The 16,378-nt window shown below is 72.0% G+C and carries 15 protein-coding genes; 13 read left to right on the top strand and 2 right to left on the bottom strand.

Features of this window, described 5'->3' with window-relative positions:
- The coding region (locus tag U9R90_RS22475; protein ID WP_411058454.1) for a hypothetical protein at positions 1-1,223 on the top strand (1,223 nt) is incomplete at its 5' end.
- Positions 1,224-1,245: 22 nt separating this feature from the next.
- Positions 1,246-2,415, top strand: a complete 1,170-nt coding sequence (gene mycP / locus U9R90_RS22470; RefSeq protein ID WP_411058453.1) for a type VII secretion-associated serine protease mycosin — start codon at positions 1,246-1,248, stop codon at positions 2,413-2,415.
- Between the two features lie 59 nt (positions 2,416-2,474).
- Here the strand turns inward: mycP and U9R90_RS22465 are convergent, their stop codons facing one another.
- Positions 2,475-3,353, bottom strand: a complete 879-nt coding sequence (locus U9R90_RS22465) for a serine hydrolase (RefSeq protein ID WP_411058452.1) — start codon at positions 3,351-3,353, stop codon at positions 2,475-2,477.
- 97 nt (positions 3,354-3,450) lie between these two features.
- Here U9R90_RS22465 and U9R90_RS22460 point away from each other — a divergent pair, with 97 nt between their 5' ends.
- Positions 3,451-4,188 carry an SseB family protein gene (locus U9R90_RS22460; protein ID WP_411058451.1) on the top strand — a complete coding sequence of 246 codons (738 nt, stop codon included), beginning with the start codon at positions 3,451-3,453 and terminating at the stop codon, positions 4,186-4,188.
- 21 nt (positions 4,189-4,209) lie between these two features.
- On the opposite strand, the gene U9R90_RS22455 is transcribed toward U9R90_RS22460, so the two are convergent.
- Positions 4,210-4,575 carry a DUF1844 domain-containing protein gene (locus tag U9R90_RS22455; protein ID WP_411058450.1) on the bottom strand — a complete coding sequence of 122 codons (366 nt, stop codon included), beginning with the start codon at positions 4,573-4,575 and terminating at the stop codon, positions 4,210-4,212.
- A gap of 602 nt (positions 4,576-5,177) precedes the next feature.
- Between U9R90_RS22455 and infC the strand changes: the two genes are divergently transcribed.
- The 10 genes from infC (at position 5,178) to U9R90_RS22405 (ending at position 16,370) form a co-directional block, all read left to right on the top strand.
- A complete protein-coding gene (infC, locus tag U9R90_RS22450; RefSeq protein WP_156721574.1) occupies positions 5,178-5,831 on the top strand; it encodes a translation initiation factor IF-3 in 654 nt (217 codons plus the stop codon).
- A 97-nt stretch (positions 5,832-5,928) separates the two neighbouring features.
- On the top strand, positions 5,929-6,123 hold the full coding sequence (gene rpmI / locus U9R90_RS22445; protein ID WP_381835181.1) for a 50S ribosomal protein L35: 195 nt from the start codon (positions 5,929-5,931) through the stop codon (positions 6,121-6,123).
- 102 nt (positions 6,124-6,225) lie between these two features.
- Positions 6,226-6,612, top strand: coding sequence for a 50S ribosomal protein L20 (gene rplT / locus U9R90_RS22440; protein ID WP_411058449.1), 387 nt, complete (start codon positions 6,226-6,228; stop codon positions 6,610-6,612).
- 147 nt (positions 6,613-6,759) lie between these two features.
- Positions 6,760-7,596 carry a TrmH family RNA methyltransferase gene (locus U9R90_RS22435; protein WP_411058448.1) on the top strand — a complete coding sequence of 279 codons (837 nt, stop codon included), beginning with the start codon at positions 6,760-6,762 and terminating at the stop codon, positions 7,594-7,596.
- A gap of 84 nt (positions 7,597-7,680) precedes the next feature.
- On the top strand, positions 7,681-8,868 hold the full coding sequence (locus U9R90_RS22430) for a sensor histidine kinase (RefSeq protein WP_411058447.1): 1,188 nt from the start codon (positions 7,681-7,683) through the stop codon (positions 8,866-8,868).
- A 115-nt stretch (positions 8,869-8,983) separates the two neighbouring features.
- Positions 8,984-10,123, top strand: coding sequence for a phenylalanine--tRNA ligase subunit alpha (pheS, locus tag U9R90_RS22425; protein WP_411058446.1), 1,140 nt, complete (start codon positions 8,984-8,986; stop codon positions 10,121-10,123).
- Entirely contained in the window at positions 10,123-12,651 is a 2,529-nt protein-coding gene (gene pheT, locus U9R90_RS22420) for a phenylalanine--tRNA ligase subunit beta (RefSeq protein ID WP_411058445.1), read from the top strand. Before pheS ends, pheT begins: the two co-directional genes overlap by 1 nt.
- Before the next feature lie 362 nt (positions 12,652-13,013).
- Positions 13,014-14,117, top strand: a complete 1,104-nt coding sequence (locus U9R90_RS22415) for a PP2C family protein-serine/threonine phosphatase (RefSeq protein WP_411058444.1) — start codon at positions 13,014-13,016, stop codon at positions 14,115-14,117.
- Positions 14,118-14,426: 309 nt separating this feature from the next.
- Positions 14,427-15,785, top strand: a complete 1,359-nt coding sequence (locus tag U9R90_RS22410; RefSeq protein WP_411058443.1) for a transcriptional regulator — start codon at positions 14,427-14,429, stop codon at positions 15,783-15,785.
- Positions 15,786-15,839: 54 nt separating this feature from the next.
- Complete coding sequence (locus U9R90_RS22405; protein WP_411058442.1) at positions 15,840-16,370, top strand: NUDIX hydrolase; 531 nt, start codon at positions 15,840-15,842, stop codon at positions 16,368-16,370.
- Positions 16,371-16,378 lie beyond the last annotated feature (8 nt).

The raw sequence follows: 16,378 nt of genomic DNA, 5'->3' as shown, positions 1-16,378 counted from the left end.
CCCGCGTCCCTCCGCGCCCGTCGACCGCTCCCGGTCCCGCGAAGCCGCGGACCACGGCGCCGCACGCCACGCGGCGGCGCACCGACACGCAGCGGCGCACCGACGACATCCCCGTGGCGCCTCGCCCCTGGGAGCCGCCCGCCGAACAGCCCGAGCAGCCGGCGCGGACCCCGGAAGACGGGCGCCGCCAGGGCATCGGACGCCTGGGTGACGCACCACCTGTGCGCGTTCCCGAGGCCCCGGAGGGGCGCCGCACCGGCACGGCCGTGCCGTCCGGCGACGTACGCACCGAGCGTCCCGCGCCGCACACGGGGTCTGCGACCGCCGCCGCGAACTCCCGCCCGACGGGCGGCATACCGCCGCGGCCCGGAGTCCGGCCGCCGCTCGCGTTCGACCAGCCCCCGCCGTACGACGGCGGCCCGCACCCGCCCTACGACGACGACACGACCCGGCTGCGGCCCGTCCCCGCCCGCGGCAAGCCCCGCGCCGCCGTCGCCGCGGCTTGTGTCGTCCTGGGCCTCGGCCTCATCGGCGGTGCGGTGACCGGCAGCTGGCTCACCGGAGAGTCCGCCGCCGAGGCCTCCCAGTCCGGGTTCGCGGCCGCGGGTGACAGCTGGCACAACGAACCCGTCGACACCCTCCTGCCCCCCGTGATCAAGGGCGAGGGCGCGGGCCCCGGCGGCGCCGACCGGCGATGGACCCGGATCGCCGTCGCACCGGACAGCGACTGCGCCGACGCCCTCGACCCACTGCTGCTCACGGCGCTCGAACCGGTGGGCTGCGAGCGCCTGGTGCGCGCCACGTACACCGACGACACCCGCAGCCATGTCACCACCGTCGGCATGCTGTTCAGCGAGGCGGACGCGGAGGCGATGCGCGCCCTGCGGGCCCGCTTCGCCAAGGAGCGCCTCGAGCGGCGCGAGGATCTGATGCCCCGTACGTACGCGGAGCGGGGCACCCTCGCCGAGGGCTTCGGCGACCGGCAGCGCGCCTCCTGGACGGTGTCCGTCCTCACCGACGCCCCCGTGGTCGTCTTCGCCGTCTCCGGCTTCGCCGACGGCCGCACGGTCGACGAACCGGAGCCGGTCGCCGACGCGATGGCCGAGAACGCCACCAGCGCCCCCGCCCAGGCCGGTCTCGGCCACGAGGCGAAGGGCCTGGCCGACCGGGTGGAGCGCAGGCTGCGCAAGACCGTCAGCGCGGCCACCGAGAAGCCCGAATGACACGACGCACGGGGACGTCCGCATGAGACTCCGGAAGACCGCCGTCCTGCTCGCCGCGGCCGGGCTCGCCCTGTTGCCCGCCGCGCCGGCCCAGGCCGACTCGATCCGCGCCCGGCAGTGGGGGCTGGACGCCGTGAACACCAGCGAGGCCTGGCGCACTTCGAAGGGCAAGGGGATCACCGTCGCGGTCCTGGACACCGGAGTCGACGCCGCACACCCGGACCTCGCGGGCAACGTCATCGAGGGTAAGGACATGATCGGCTTCGGCGCCGAGCGGGGCGAGGCCGCCTGGGCCAAGCACGGCACCGCGATGGCCGGCATCATCGCGGGCCACGGGCACGGCCAGGACGGCGGCGACGGCGTACTCGGTGTCGCGCCCCAGGCCAGGATCCTCCCGGTCCGGGTGATCCTGGAGGACGGCGACCCGTCCCGCAAGAAGGCCCGCAGCACCCGCGGCAACGCCCTCGCCCAGGGCATCCGCTGGGCCGCCGACCAGGGCGCCGACGTGATCAACCTGTCGCTCGGCGACGACAGCGAGTCCGCCCACCCGGCACCGGGCGAGGACGCCGCCGTCCGGTACGCCCTGAAGAAGGGATCCGTCGTCGTCGCGTCGGCGGGCAACGGCGGCGAGAAGGGCGACCGCGTCTCCTACCCGGCCGCCTACCCGGGCGTGATAGCGGTGACCGCCGAGGACCGCGCCGGCAACCGCGCCGCGTTCTCCACCCGCCGCTGGTACGCCACCGTCAGCGCACCCGGCGACGACATCGTCATGACCGCCCCCGACGGCCGGTACGTCGAGGGCTGGGGCACCAGCTCGGCCGCCGCCTTCGTCTCGGGCGCCGCGGCGCTGGTGCGCTCCGCGCATCCGGACCTGACCCCGGCCCAGATCAAGAAGCTGCTCCAGGACACCGCCCAGGACGCCCCGGACGGCGGCCGCGACGACTCCCGCGGCTACGGCCTGGTGGACCCGGCCGCCGCGATCAAGGCGGGCGCCGAACTGACGCCCGAGTCACTGCGGGCGGCCACGTACGGGAGGAAGTACTTCGGCCCGGGGCCGGACACGGCCGATGACGAGCGGAAGCCGATCGGCTGGGCGGGGCTGCTGGCCGGTGGACTCGGTACGACGCTGCTGGTGACGGCGGTACTGCTGTGGTACCGGGGGCCAGCGAGGCCGGGCAGGCCGCTGCCGTAACGGACCCTCGCTAACGGACCCTCGCTAACGGACCTTCGCTAACGGGCCTTCGCCGTGCGTCAGGCCGTGAGCGCGGCGGCCGCTGCCTTGGCCGCCTCTTCGGTCAGCGCGATGCCGTCGTCCTTCGTCGGGTGGCCGTCCGAGAGCACGGCGATCAGACAGTCGTGGCCGTCCGCGGTCACCCGCCCGATGCTGTTGACGTCCCACAGCCCGGTGGCGCTGCGCGGCAGCCAGCCGTTCTTCAGCGCGCCGTCCGAACCGGCCGCCGACACCCCCCAGGCCTGGTCGTCGGCCACGCGCCCCATCAGCTCCTGGACGTACGCGCGCGAGGCCTCGGCCAGCTCCGACTCCGCACCGCCGAAGACCGCGAGCAGCAGTGCCACCTGATCCGCCGCGGTCGTCTGGGTCAGCCCCCACACACCGCCCTCACCGGCCCGCGTCCCGGTGAGCCCGAGCCGCTGGTTGGCGGCGTTCAGGCCCGCCGCCTCGCCTATGGTCGTCCACAGCTCCGTCGTCGACTTGTTGCCGCTGTTGACGATCATGTCGGTGGCGTACTCGCGCTCCTGCGGGGTGAGCCGGCGCCCCTCGTCCTGCGCCCGCAGCAGCAGCGCCGCCAGTATGTCGACCTTCACTATGCTCGCTGTGTCGTACGTCTCCTCGCCGCCGTACACCGCGAGTGCGCCGTCGTCCAGGTCCATGACCGCGACCGACACCCGGGCCGCCCCGTCCCCGGGCACCACCGAGGCCAGGGCTTCGGCCAGCTGCTCGTCCGGGTCCACGGTCTCCTCCTCCACCGCGGCGAGAGCCGACGGCACCGCCGCGTCCCGTGGCGGAGCCTCGTCGTACGCCGCGCTCGCCGGGTCAGGGGCACAGCCCACCAGGCCCCAGCCGAGCAGCAGCGCGGCGGCCACGGGCGTGTGTCTGAGACGTCTTCGCATGCCGCCCATGATGGGCGACGCTCCTGTGCGCCCTCTGAGGGGTACCCGTGAACCCGCTGGGAACACCGTGCGCGCCGGCTCGGTAGGGTCGCTGGTTGTGGCGAACAAGAACATCCCAGACTCCGGATTCTCCGACGACGACGGTTCCGCGGACCCGCGGCTCGCCGCGGCCCTCACCGCGTGGGCCGGGAACAGGACGGCCGAGACCGCGAGCGGGGTGCTGCAGGCGCTCGCCGGGACCCGGCTGCTGGTGCCGGTCGTCGCCGTGCTGGGGGAGACGGAGACGGACGCGAACGGCCTGAAGCGAGAGAAGAGCAGCGACATGGCGGTGCCCACTCTCAAGGCGGGGGACCGTATCGCACTGCCCGCCTTCACGTCGACAGCCGCACTCGCCCGCTGGGACCCCGCGGCCAGGCCGGTCGCCGTGCCGCTGGGGCAGGCGCTGCGCGCCGCGGCCCATGAGAAGGCCGACACGATCGTGCTGGACATGGCGGGTCCGGTGGCCTTCGAACTGCCCCGCCCGGCGCTGCTCGCCCTCGCCGAGGGACGCACCTCCACCGACCCGCTGACCGACCCGGCGGTCATCGAAGCGGTGCGGGCCGCGGTCGCCGGGGTCCCCGCGGTGCTCCGGGCCCATCTCGGCCCCGGCCGGGCGGACGGCACCCTCGCGCTGGTACTCGGCCCGGACACCGAAGCGGCCGACGCGGCCCGCCAGGTCGCCGACGCGCTCGCCGCCGACGACGTACTGCGGGCCCGCCTGGTGCGCGGCCTGGACCTGGCACTGCTGCCGGCCACGGCCACCCCACCGGGCGAGCCCCTCTTCGTACGCGAATAAGACCTGGGCCCCGACCGAAGGTCAGCCGAAGACCGGCCCGGTGTACTTCTCGCCCGGCCCCTGGCCCGGCTCGTCCGCCACCAGCGACGCCTCACGGAACGCCAGCTGCAGCGACTTCAGCCCGTCGCGCAGCGGCGCCGCGTGGAAGGAGCTGATCTCGGTGGCGCTGGCGTCAAGGAGCCCGCCCAGCGCGTGCACCAGCTTGCGGGCCTCGTCCAGGTCCTTGTGCTGCTCGCCCTCGTCGGTGAGGCCGAGCTTCACCGCGGCGGCGCTCATCAGGTTGACCGCGACCGTGACGATCACCTCGACCGCGGGGACCTCCGCGATGTCGCGGGTCATGGCGTCGAAGTCGGTGCTGCCGGGCTCGGTGATCGGGTCGTCGCTCATAGGGGTTCTTCTTCCTGCGGGTGTGACGGGCCGGTCCAGCCTAGACGAGTAAGTCCGAACCCCCGCCTGCCCCGCGACGCCTGGCACGCACGCTCGCCGCGTTGCCGAAACGGCCTAGTAGCTCCTTCCCCAAGCTCTCGGCTTCGCTCGAGCAGGGGAGACCCCATTCGAGACCATTCCGGCGCCTTGCGATCGCACGCACCAGACGCCGCAGGGCCCGCCCTCCGGGCGGACGACGGGGGTTCGGACTTACTCGTCTAGGCCCACCCACCAGGCGGGCTGCGACGGCCCCGAACGCTGGTATGCTGGTGAACCGACCGGCTGGGCACCCCTGTGCAACATGAGTGTCCGGCCCACAAGTGGAGGCTCCGATCTCCCACCTGGCCGCCCTCAGGGCGGCGGGTCACCGGTCAGACGGTCCACTCCCCAGTGGCTGTCCGATGTGCGCCCCGTGTACGACACGGCGGTGCTCCGGTAGTGATGGAGCCCCGCAGGTGATCGTCCCGGGGCATTTTTCGTGGCCCCGGCCGGTTAGGTCTAACGAATAGAGACGTTACGCGGCAGTCCGCCAGACCGTCGCGTGGTGCTACCGAGGAGGATCCATCAGCGCCGAGCCCCGCATCAACGACCGGATTCGCGTTCCCGAAGTGCGACTTGTCGGTCCAAGCGGCGAGCAGGTCGGGATTGTTCCGCTTGCCAAGGCCCTTGAGCTTGCTCAGGAGTACGACCTCGACCTGGTCGAGGTGGCGGCGAACGCCCGTCCGCCCGTCTGCAAGCTCATGGACTACGGCAAGTTCAAGTACGAGTCGGCCATGAAGGCCCGTGAGGCGCGCAAGAACCAGGCGCACACGGTCATCAAGGAGATGAAGCTCCGGCCGAAGATCGACCCGCACGACTACGACACCAAAAAGGGTCACGTCGTTCGGTTCCTCAAGCAGGGCGACAAGGTCAAGATCACGATCATGTTCCGTGGTCGCGAGCAGTCCCGCCCCGAGCTGGGCTTCCGGCTGCTGCAGCGTCTCGCTTCGGACGTCGAGGACCTCGGGTTCATCGAGTCGAACCCGAAGCAGGACGGCCGAAACATGATCATGGTTCTCGGTCCGCACAAGAAGAAGACCGAGGCGATGGCCGAGGCCCGCGAGGCGCAGGCCGCCCGCAAGGCGGAAGCCGCGGAGACCGCGGTGGAGAGCCGTCGGGACCGTGCCCCCGACGAGGAAGTCGCCGAGGCGTCCTCCGAGGAGCCCGCCGAGGCCTGATCCGGGGCGCGAGCCCTGGATGCCAACCGATACAACTGACGCTCCCGCCTGCCGGTTCCGACCGGGGGAGTGCCACCGACGAGGAGAGAACGGCGCTATGCCGAAGAACAAGACGCACAGCGGTTCCAGCAAGCGCTTCAAGATCACCGGCTCCGGCAAGGTGCTCCGTGAGCGCGCCGGCAAGCGCCACCTGCTCGAGCACAAGTCGTCCCGACTGACGCGTCGCCTCACCGGCAACGCCGAGATGGCCCCGGGCGACGCCAAGAAGATCAAGAAGCTTCTCGGCAAGTGACGTCACGGCCCCCGCACCGACGGGGGCCGGACGCCGAGACCGGGACCTAATCGAACCGGGCCGTGTGACGATCACCACGGCCCCGCTACAAGGAGTTATCAAGTGGCACGCGTCAAGCGGGCAGTCAACGCCCACAAGAAGCGTCGGGCGATCCTCGAGCAGGCCAGCGGCTACCGCGGTCAGCGTTCGCGCCTGTACCGCAAGGCGAAGGAGCAGGTCACCCACTCCCTCGTCTACAACTACAACGACCGCAAGAAGCGCAAGGGCGACTTCCGTCAGCTGTGGATCCAGCGCATCAACGCCGCTGCCCGCCAGAACGGCATGACGTACAACCGCCTCATCCAGGGTCTGAAGGCCGCCAACATCGAGGTGGACCGCAAGATCCTGGCCGAGCTCGCGGTCAACGACGCCAACGCGTTCGCCGCGCTCGTCGAGGTCGCCCAGAAGGCCCTCCCGAGCGACGTCAACGCCCCGAAGACCGCCGCCTGATCCAGGCGCGCTCTTCGCGGCCGTGACAAGGCCTTTCGCCGGACCCGCAGGTGCATGCCTGCGGGTCCGGTGCGTTCCGCGTTCTGTATTTCTCGCATTCCGCGTTCCGCCGCCCCCGTACGTACGTAAAAAGGTGAGCCGTCGACCATGGGCACCCCCGAGCTGATCTCCCCCCGCTCCACGCGGGTGGCCGCCGCCAGGCGGCTGGCCAAGCGCAACTTCCGCGCCAAGGAGCACAGGTTCCTCGCCGAGGGGCCGCAGGCCGTACGGGAGGCCGCCGGACACCACAGCGGCGGCGAGCCCACACTCGTCGAGCTGTTCACCACCGTGGAGGCCGCCGAGCGGTACGCCGACGTCATCGGGGCAGCGCTCGACGGCGGCGCCCGGGTGCACTACGCGGACGAGTCCGTGATCGCCGACATCTCGACCACCGTCACCCCGCAGGGCCTGGTCGGCGTCTGCCGCTTCCTGGACTCGCCGTTCGAAGCGATCCTCGCGGCCCGGCCCAAGCTGGTGGCCGTACTCGCCCACGTCCGCGACCCCGGCAACGCGGGCACCGTGCTGCGCTGCGCGGACGCCGCGGGCGCCGACGCGGTGATCTTCACCGACGCCTCGGTCGACCTGTACAACCCCAAGGCGGTACGGGCCTCGGTCGGCTCCCACTTCCATCTCCCGGTCGCCGTGGGCGTCCCCGTGGAACGGGCCGTACAGGGGCTCCGGGACACCGGCGTACGGGTGCTCGCCGCCGACGGGGCGGGCACCGACGACCTCGACGCCGAGCTCGACAAGGGCACCATGGGCACCCCCACGGCCTGGATCTTCGGCAACGAGGCCTGGGGCCTGCCGGAGGAGACCCGCGCCCTGGCCGACGCGGTGGTGCGCGTCCCGATCCACGGACGGGCCGAGAGCCTGAACCTCGCGACCGCCGCCGCCGTATGTCTCTACGCCTCGGCGCGTGCTCAGCGGTCCACCACCGCTGGCTGAGGGGGTCCGTCCGGTAACCCACAGCTAGTAGGGTGACGGACTCGGGGACCCACTGCACCAGTTGAGAGGGTGGGGTACGGGGAAATGACTGTCGGGACCAGGGGACCACGCGGAGCACACGGCACCGCACCGCCGCGTCCCCCCACGCCCCGTGCCGGCTTCGAGGCCGCCGGTGATCCGGCCGACCTCGGCCTGGACCCGGACGACCTGCCGGACGGCCTGGTCGTCGCGGACGAGACGGGCCGCGTCATCTGCTTCAACGCCGCCGCCGCCCGGATCACCGCCGTGGCCACCGCCGACGCCCTGGGGCGGCAGGTGGAGCGCGCGCTGCCCCTGGAGGACCTCGAAGGCCGCCGCTGGTGGCAGCTGACCGACCCGTACGGCGGCCTGGCCACCCGCAGGGGCCAGCCCGAGCGCAATCTGCTGCTGCCGGGCGGCCGCGAGGTCCTGGTCTCGGCCCGGTACGTCCGCACCCGCCCCACCGGGCCGCTGCGCCGCCTGGTCGTCTCGCTGCGGGATACCGAGGCGCGCCGCCGCACCGAGCGCAGCCACGCCGAACTGATCGCCACCGTCGCCCACGAGCTGCGCTCGCCGCTGACCTCCGTGAAGGGCTTCACGGCCACCCTGCTCGCCAAGTGGGACCGCTTCACCGACGACCAGAAGCGCCTGATGCTGGAGACCGTCGACGCCGACGCCAACCGCGTCACCCGGCTCATCGCCGAACTGCTCGACATCTCCCGGATCGATTCAGGACGGCTTGAGGTGCGCCGCCAGCCCGTCGACCTCGCCGCGGCCGTCGGACGGCACATCCAGGCGCATGTCGCCGCCGGCCAGTCCCCCGACCGGTTCCTCGTACGACTGCAGCAGCCGCTGCCCGCGCTCTGGGCCGATCCGGACAAGATCGACCAGGTGCTCAGCAATCTGCTGGAAAACGCGGTGCGGCACGGCGAGGGAACTGTCACCATCGAGGTGGCCGCGGTGCGGATGGACAGCACCGCGCGCTCGGACGACCCGGCGCGGCCGGGGCAGCAGGCGGAGGGAACGGCAGTCACCGTGAGCGACGAAGGCCCCGGCATCCCCGAGGAGTCGATGGGCCGTGTCTTCACCCGCTTCTGGCGGGGGAGCAAGCGCGGCGGTACCGGCCTCGGTCTGTATATCGTCAAGGGCATCGTGGAGGCTCACGGCGGGTCGATCACCGTCGGCCGGGGCCCCGCCGGCGGCGCCGAGTTCCGATTTACGTTGCCCGTGGCAACGCCTGCCTACCTGGTCTAGGCGGCCCACGGGCGAATTCGCCTCCCCGCACACCGTTAGACTCGACCTTTGGCGCGATTGTGTCCTTGTCGTGTGCGGGACTCCCCAGCCAAGCCAATCGGAAGTACGGGAAGAGATGTCGGCACCCAATAAGTCGTACGACCCTGTTCAGGTCGACGCGTTGAAACCGGACGAGATCGAGCGCATGCGGGACGAGGCGCTCGCCGCCTTCGCCGCTGCGGACGACCTCGACGCGCTCGCCCACGCGAAGGTCGCGCACACCGGTGGCGCCTCGCCGCTTGCGCTCGCCAACCGCGAGATCGGCGCGCTTCCGCCGCAGGCCAAGGCCGAGGCAGGCAAGCGCGTGGGCATGGCGCGCGGTGCCGTGAGCAAGGCACTCGCCGCCCGCCAGAGCGAGCTCGAGGCCGAGCGCGACGCCCGGGTCCTGGTCGAGGAGGCAGTGGACGTCACGCTGCCCTACGACCGCGTCCAAGCCGGCGCCCGGCACCCGCTCACCACCATCATGGAGCGCGTCGCGGACGTCTTCGTGGCGATGGGCTACGAGGTCGCCGAAGGCCCCGAGGTCGAGGCGGAGTGGTTCAACTTCGACGCACTCAACTTCGTGCCCGACCACCCGGCACGCCAGATGCAGGACACGTTCTTCGTCCAGGGAACCTCTTCGGACGGAAAGGCCACCACCGGCGACGAGTCCGGCGTCGTGCTGCGCACGCACACCTCGCCGGTGCAGGCGCGCGCCCTGCTCGACCGGGAGCCGCCCGTCTACATCGTCTGCCCGGGGCGGGTCTACCGCACCGACGAGCTGGACGCCACGCACACCCCGGTCTTCCACCAGATCGAGCTGCTCGCGGTCGACGAGGGCCTGACCATGGCCGACCTGAAGGGCACCCTGGACCACATGGTCCAAGCGCTCTTCGGCCCGGACATGAAGACCCGGCTGCGCCCGAACTACTTCCCGTTCACCGAGCCGTCCGCCGAGATGGACATGGTGTGCTACGTCTGCCGCGGCGCGTCCGTCGGCGACCCGGACCGGCCCTGCCGGACCTGCGGCAGCGAGGGCTGGATCGAGCTCGGCGGCTGCGGCATGGTCAACCCGCGGGTGCTCACCGCCTGCGGTGTCGACCCCGAGAAGTACAGCGGATTCGCCTTCGGGTTCGGCATCGAACGGATGCTGATGTTCCGCCACAACGTCGAAGACATGCGAGACATGGTCGAGGGTGACGTTCGGTTCACCCGGCCGTTCGGGATGGAGATCTGATGCGGGTCCCGCTTTCCTGGCTGCGGGAGTACGTCGACCTGCCGGCCACTGAGACCGGCCGCGATGTGCAGGCCAAGCTGGTGACCGTCGGCCTTGAGGTGGAGACCGTCGAGGCACTCGGCGCGGGTCTCACCGGGCCGCTGGTGGTCGGCAAGGTGCTCACCATCGAGGAGCTGACGGAGTTCAAGAAGCCCATCCGCTTCTGCACCGTCGACGTCGGTCAGGCCAACGGCACCGGTGAGCCGCAGGAGATCGTCTGCGGCGCCCGGAACTTCGTCGTCGGCGACAAGGTCGTCGTGGCCCTGCCCGGCGCCGTGCTGCCCGGCGACTTCCGGATCGCCGAACGCAAGACGTACGGCAAGATGTCCCGCGGCATGATCTGCTCCGGCGACGAGCTGGGCATGGGCGACGACGGTACGCACGGCATCATCGTGTTGCCGCCCGAGCACGAGATCGGCATCGACGCCACCAAGCTGCTCGAACTGCACGACGAGGTCCTGGACATCGCCGTCACGCCGGACCGCGGCTACTGCCTGTCGATCCGCGGCGTCGCCCGCGAGACCGCCACCGCCTACGGCCTGCCGCTGCGCGACCCGGCGCTCCTGGACGTCCCCGCGCCGAACGACTACGGCTACCCGGTCAAGGTCGACGACCCGCGCGGCTGCGACCGCTTCACCGCCCGTACGGTGACCGGCCTCGACCCCGAGGCGCGCTCCCCGATCTGGCTGCAGCGCCGACTGCAGAAGGCCGGGATGCGGCCGATCTCGCTGGCCGTCGACGTCACCAACTACGTGATGCTGGAGCTCGGCCAGCCGCTGCACGCCTACGACCGGTCCCGTATCGAGGGCACCATCGGTGTGCGCCGTGCCGAGGCGGGCGAGAAGTTCACCACCCTCGACGGCACCAAGCGGGTGCTGGACGCCGAGGACCTGGTGATCACCGACGACCGCGGGCCGATCGGCCTGGCGGGCGTCATGGGCGGCGCGAACACGGAGATCGCCGACTACGTGGCCGACCCGGAGACCGGTGAGATCAGGGGCACCACCGACGTGGTCATCGAGGCCGCGCACTTCGACCAGCTCTCCATCGCCCGCACCGCGCGCCGCCACAAGCTGTCCTCCGAGGCGTCCAAGCGCTTCGAGCGCGGGGTCGACCCCGAGGCCGCGTCCGCCGCGGCCCAGCGCACGGTCGACCTGCTGGTGCTGCTCGCGGGCGGCTCCGCCGAGGCCGGGGTCACCGAGGTCGTCGCGCCGTCCGGGCCGCGCACCCTCACCATCCCCGCCGACCACCCGGACAAGGTCGCGGGCGTCGAGTACGGCCGGGAAACCGTCGTGCGCCGTCTGCAGGAGGTCGGCTGCGACGTCTACGGGCAGGACCAGCTGACCGTCACCGTGCCGTCCTGGCGGCCCGACCTGACGGACCCCAACGACCTGGCCGAAGAGGTCATCCGGCTTGAGGGCTACGAGAACCTCCCCTCGACGCTGCCCAAGCCCCCGGCGGGCCGCGGCCTCACCGACCGGCAGCGGCTGCACCGCCGCGTCGGCCGCGCGCTGGCCGGAGCCGGCTATGTCGAGGCGCTGAACTACCCGTTCGTCGGCGAGCAGGTCTTCGACCAGTTCGGTCTGGACGCCGACGACGCGCGCCGCACCACGGTCAAGCTCGTCAACCCGCTCTCCGACGAGGAGCCGGCGCTGCGCACCACGCTGCTGCCGGGCCTGCTCGCCGCCCTGCGGCGCAACGACGGCCGCGGCAGCCACGACCTGGCGCTCTTCGAGACCGGTCTGGTCTTCCGGCCGACCGGCGAGGAGCACGAGGCCGCCCGGCTGCCCGTCGACCGCCGTCCCACCGACGAGGAGATCGTCTCTCTCAACGCCACGCTGCCGCGCCAGCCGCGGCGCGCCGCGGTCGTCCTGGCCGGCGCCCGCGAGCAGTCCGGCTGGTGGGGCAAGGGCTACCCGGCGACCTGGGCGGACGCCGTCGAGGCCGCGCGCCTGCTGGCTGCCGAGGCCGGTGTCGAGCTGACCGTGCGCGCCGACCAGCACGCGCCGTGGCACCCGGGCCGCTGCGCCGCGCTGTATGTCACGGTGGACGGCGCGGAGACTCTCGTCGGCCACGCAGGTGAGCTGCACCCGCGGGTCATCAAGGCGCTGCACCTGCCCGAGCGCACCTGCGCCATGGAGATCGAGACCGACCTCCTGGAGCAGGCGTCCCTCGGTGCGCTGCGCGCGCCGCGGATCTCCACCTTCCCGGTGGCCACCCAGGACGTCGCGCTGATCGTGGACGGCGACGTTCCGGCCGCCGACGTGGAGCGGGCGCTGCGCGACGGCGCGGGTGAACTCCTCGAGTCCCTGCGGCTGTTCGACGTCTTCACCGGAGAGCAGCTCGGCGCGGGCAAGAAGTCCCTGGCGTACGCGCTGCGGTTCCGTGCCCCGGACCGCACGCTGACCGTCGACGAGGCCTCGGCGGCCCGTGACGCCGCGATCGCCCTCGCGGGTGAGCGGACCGGCGCGGTGCTGCGCGGAGCGTAGGCGCGTTTTCCCTGGTGAGGGGCGCACTCGGTGATCCGAGCGCGCCCCTCACTCGTTCGGGTGAGAAGTCCAGGCTCCCTGGCCCGACTGGGTCAGGTGATGGACAGAATCGATCCGGTCGCAGGAGGCCGGAGCGAGGAGGGCGCCGAACGTCCTGGCTCCGCTCGGGCTGGGCTCTGTCGTCAAACTCCCGCCGTCCGCCCGGAAGGCGGGCCGCGCGGCGTCTGGTGCGTGCGATCGCAAGGCGCCGAGGAGTCCTCGTAGCGGAGCTACTAGGGCTTTTCGGCAACGCCGCGAGCGTGCGTGCCAGACGCCGCGCGGCAGGCGGGAGTTTGACGACAGAGCCCAGGGAGGCCGTCGGCATGATCGGTATCAGGTCCTGGGCTCCCCTCCGAGGACGGCTCAGTGCATACGGCGTGCGCGCGGACCGCGTCCCGCGCGTCCGCCGGGTGTCCACGCTCGCCGTGCCCACCGTGTGGGGTGCCGTCGCCATCACCTACAAACTCGTCTGTCCGCTCGCCCAGCAGGACAGCCTCGGCGCGCGGATCGCCACCAGCGCGGTCTTCTTCGTCGTGGGCACCGGCCTGATAGTGGCCGTCCGACGGGCACTGCTGCACGAACTGGCCCAGGTCCGCGAAGTGGCGGGCGCCGCCCAGCGGGTGCTGTTGCGCCCCCTGCCGCCGCGGCTCGACGGACTGGCCATCGCCGCCGGCCAGCTCTCCGCGCACCCTGGTGCCGCGGTCGGCGGCGACCTGTACGAAGCGGTCGCCACCGACCACGGAGTGCGGGTCGTCATCGGGGACGTACGCGGGCACGGCCTCACCGCGATCGGTGCGGTCGCCGCGATACTCGGCAGCTTCCGCGAAGCGGCCCACGACGAGGCCGAACTCACCGGCGTACTGCGCCGCCTGGAGCGTGCCATGCAACGGCATCTGCGGGAACGCTCACTGGCCGAGCACCCGGCGTCCTGCGGCACCGAGCCGGACAGTCCGCTGTCGGAGGAGTTCGTCACCGTCCTGCTGCTCGAGATCCGCCCGGACGGCGAGATGTTCGCGCTCAACTGCGGTCACCCCTGGCCCTATCGCCTGGGCCGACGGGCGGAACGCCTCGCGGGCGGCGATCCGCTGCCGCCGCTGGGGGCCTTCCCGCTCCCCGAGACGTTTCCGGTACGGAGCTGCGGACGGCTGCTGCCGGGCGACGCACTGTTCCTGCACACCGACGGAGTCGAGGACGCCCGGAACTCCAGGGGCCGGTTCTTCCCCCTGCAGGAGTCCCTCGCGGCAGCGGTGCGCACCGCCCCGGTGGCGCCCAAGTCCCTGGTGCGGATGGTGCATGAGGCGCTGCTGCGGCACACCGGTGGGCGGCTCTCCGACGACGTCGCCCTGCTGGTGCTGCGCAACGACCGGCGCCGGGTACCCCAGCAGCCGTCCGAGACGGTCGTACCCCGCGCCCGTACCGTCACTTGACGCGGCCGGCGCCACCCGCCCTGCCGCGGACGTTCGGCAGACGACCGGGCGGGCGACGCAATAGACGGACCGCCGTACTGTACGAGGGGGAGCCGGCGGCCCCGGCCGCCTCTGGCGAGGCCAGAAGGTCCGACCCAGGGGAAGTCGGACCTCCCTCAGTGAAGCCGAGCCGGGCATCCCGCGGCACCGGGTGTGCACCGCGGATGCGGGCACTCCGTTCACACGGGGTGTGAACTCCCCCGCGCTTCGCACCCCGTGTGAAGGCAACTCCACTACGCTGGGTCGCAACGAGCCGTCCGGAGGGCCAGCATGCAGCCCAACACCTTGCTCGATGCCATTCTCGACGAGGCCGGGATCTCCCATGCGGGTCTGGCCGCCCACGTCAACCACGCGGGGAAGACCAAGGGCCTCGAGCTGCGCTACGAACACACGGCAGTCGCCCGGTGGTTGAAGGGGCAGCGGCCCCGAGGCCGGGTTCCGGATCTGATCTGCGAGGTGCTCGCCGCACGGCTGCACCGGCCGGTCACCCTCGACGACATCGGCCTCGGCGTGCCAGGGCAGCGGACCGGACCGTACACCGCGGGGGACGCGGGCTCTTCCTCGATCTCCGGCTTCGTGGAGCGCGCCACCGCCCTGTGGCGCTCCGACGAGCAGCAGCGCCCGCACATCCTGGGGGCGCCCGCGGTGACCGGCACCCCGGCCGTGATGCCGGTGTGGGAATGGGAGAACCCCCCGGAGGACGTGGACGTTTCACGGGGCGGGCGGCACCGCGTCAGCATGACCGACATAGAGACCCTGCGCTCGGCCCGCGCGCACTACGAGCAGATGTACCGCAAGACCGGCGGCATCGCGACCCGCGCCAGGATCGTCGGCTTCCTGAACTCCGAGACCGCGCCCCTGCTGCGCGGCAGCTACACCGACGCCACCGGACGCCAGTTGCACCGTGCCACCGGGGGACTGGTGGCGGTCGCCGGGATCTGCGCCTACGACTCGAACGCGCACGGCCTCGCCCAGCGCTACTTCCACCAGGCGCTGCGGCTCGCCAAGGCCAGCGGCGACCGGGGCCTCGGCGCCTATGTGATCGCGCTGCTGGTCAACCAGTCCCTGTTCATGCGGGAGTTCCGGCAGGCCGTCGCCTTCGCGGAGGCCGCGCTGCGCGCCGCGGGGCGGCACATCACGCCGGCGCTCGCCGCGGACCTCTATGCGATGCAGGCCAAGGCGTACGCGCACCTCGGCGATGGCAGCAGTGCGCTGTCCTGCATCCGCAGAGCCGAGTCGGCGGCCGACCGCATCCGCCGCCGACAGGAGCCGGACGAGACGGGCTACGTACAGCCGGGCCTGGTCAACGTACAAGTGGCGGAGGCGCTGTTGAGCCTCGGCGATCTGGAGGCGGCCCGGGAGCACGCGGCGGCCGCCGTGGACACCCCCGCGCACGACCGGGGGCGGGTGCACCGGCTCGCCATCCTCAGCCAGGTCGCCTTGCGTCAGGGGGAGGCCGACCAGGCGGTGGCGTCCGCCGTGGAAATGGCCGAACAGGCACGGGGGATGGAGTCCCAGCGGCTTCGCGACCGGCTGCGCGCGGTGCGTGAGCATCTCGTACGCAATGGCTGCTCAGGTACCGCGGAAGCGGCCGCCATGATCGACGGGGCGCTTCGCGTACCGCTGTGAGCACACCCTCCTGCTGCGATATTGCCATCTATCTCAGCGGAAGGTGGCAGAACTGTGCAGTGGACGAACCTAAAAGAGCAGACTGTGTACGAAAATCGCTGGTTTCAAGTCAACCTCGCAGATGTCGAGTTGCCCGACGGCAGGCACCTCGACCACTTCGTGATCAGGCTCAGGCCGGTCGCCGTCGCCACCGTGGTCAACGAGGCCAATGAAGTCCTCCTGCTGTGGCGGCACCGCTTCATCACCGACAGCTGGGGGTGGGAGCTGGCGGCGGGCGTCGTCGAGGACGGCGAGCCGATAGCCGACGCGGCCGCCCGCGAGCTGGAGGAGGAGACCGGGTGGCGGCCCGGCCGTCTCAGGCATCTGATGAGCGTCGAGCCATCGAACGGACTCACCGACGCCCGGCACCACATCTTCTGGGCCGATGAGGGCGCGTACATCGGGCACCCCGAGGACGACTTCGAGTCGGACCGCCGCGAGTGGGTCCCGCTGAAGCTGGTCCCCGACATGGTGGCCCGCGGTGAGGTCCCGGCCGCGAACATGGCGGCGGCCCTCCTCCTCCTGCACCATCTGCGGCTCGGCTAGGGCCTCTT

Origin of the sequence: Streptomyces sp. E11-3, assembly GCF_046540415.1 — a bacterium.
Classification (GTDB): Bacteria; Actinomycetota; Actinomycetes; order Streptomycetales; family Streptomycetaceae; genus Streptomyces.
The sequence above is the reverse complement of the archived record's forward strand: the minus strand, read 5'-3'. Positions and strand labels throughout refer to the sequence as shown.

Excerpts from the sequence above, each read along its gene's own strand:
- mycP (WP_411058453.1), top strand. The coding sequence starts at position 1,246 with ATGAGACTCCGGAAGACCGCCGTCCTGCTCGCCGCGGCCGGGCTCGCC.
- U9R90_RS22465 (WP_411058452.1), bottom strand. The coding sequence starts at position 3,353 with ATGCGAAGACGTCTCAGACACACGCCCGTGGCCGCCGCGCTGCTGCTC.
- U9R90_RS22455 (WP_411058450.1), bottom strand. The coding sequence starts at position 4,575 with ATGAGCGACGACCCGATCACCGAGCCCGGCAGCACCGACTTCGACGCC.
- rpmI (WP_381835181.1), top strand. The coding sequence starts at position 5,929 with ATGCCGAAGAACAAGACGCACAGCGGTTCCAGCAAGCGCTTCAAGATC.
- U9R90_RS22435 (WP_411058448.1), top strand. The coding sequence starts at position 6,760 with ATGGGCACCCCCGAGCTGATCTCCCCCCGCTCCACGCGGGTGGCCGCC.
- U9R90_RS22430 (WP_411058447.1), top strand. The coding sequence starts at position 7,681 with ATGACTGTCGGGACCAGGGGACCACGCGGAGCACACGGCACCGCACCG.
- pheS (WP_411058446.1), top strand. The coding sequence starts at position 8,984 with ATGTCGGCACCCAATAAGTCGTACGACCCTGTTCAGGTCGACGCGTTG.
- pheT (WP_411058445.1), top strand. The coding sequence starts at position 10,123 with ATGCGGGTCCCGCTTTCCTGGCTGCGGGAGTACGTCGACCTGCCGGCC.
- U9R90_RS22415 (WP_411058444.1), top strand. The coding sequence starts at position 13,014 with ATGATCGGTATCAGGTCCTGGGCTCCCCTCCGAGGACGGCTCAGTGCA.
- U9R90_RS22410 (WP_411058443.1), top strand. The coding sequence starts at position 14,427 with ATGCAGCCCAACACCTTGCTCGATGCCATTCTCGACGAGGCCGGGATC.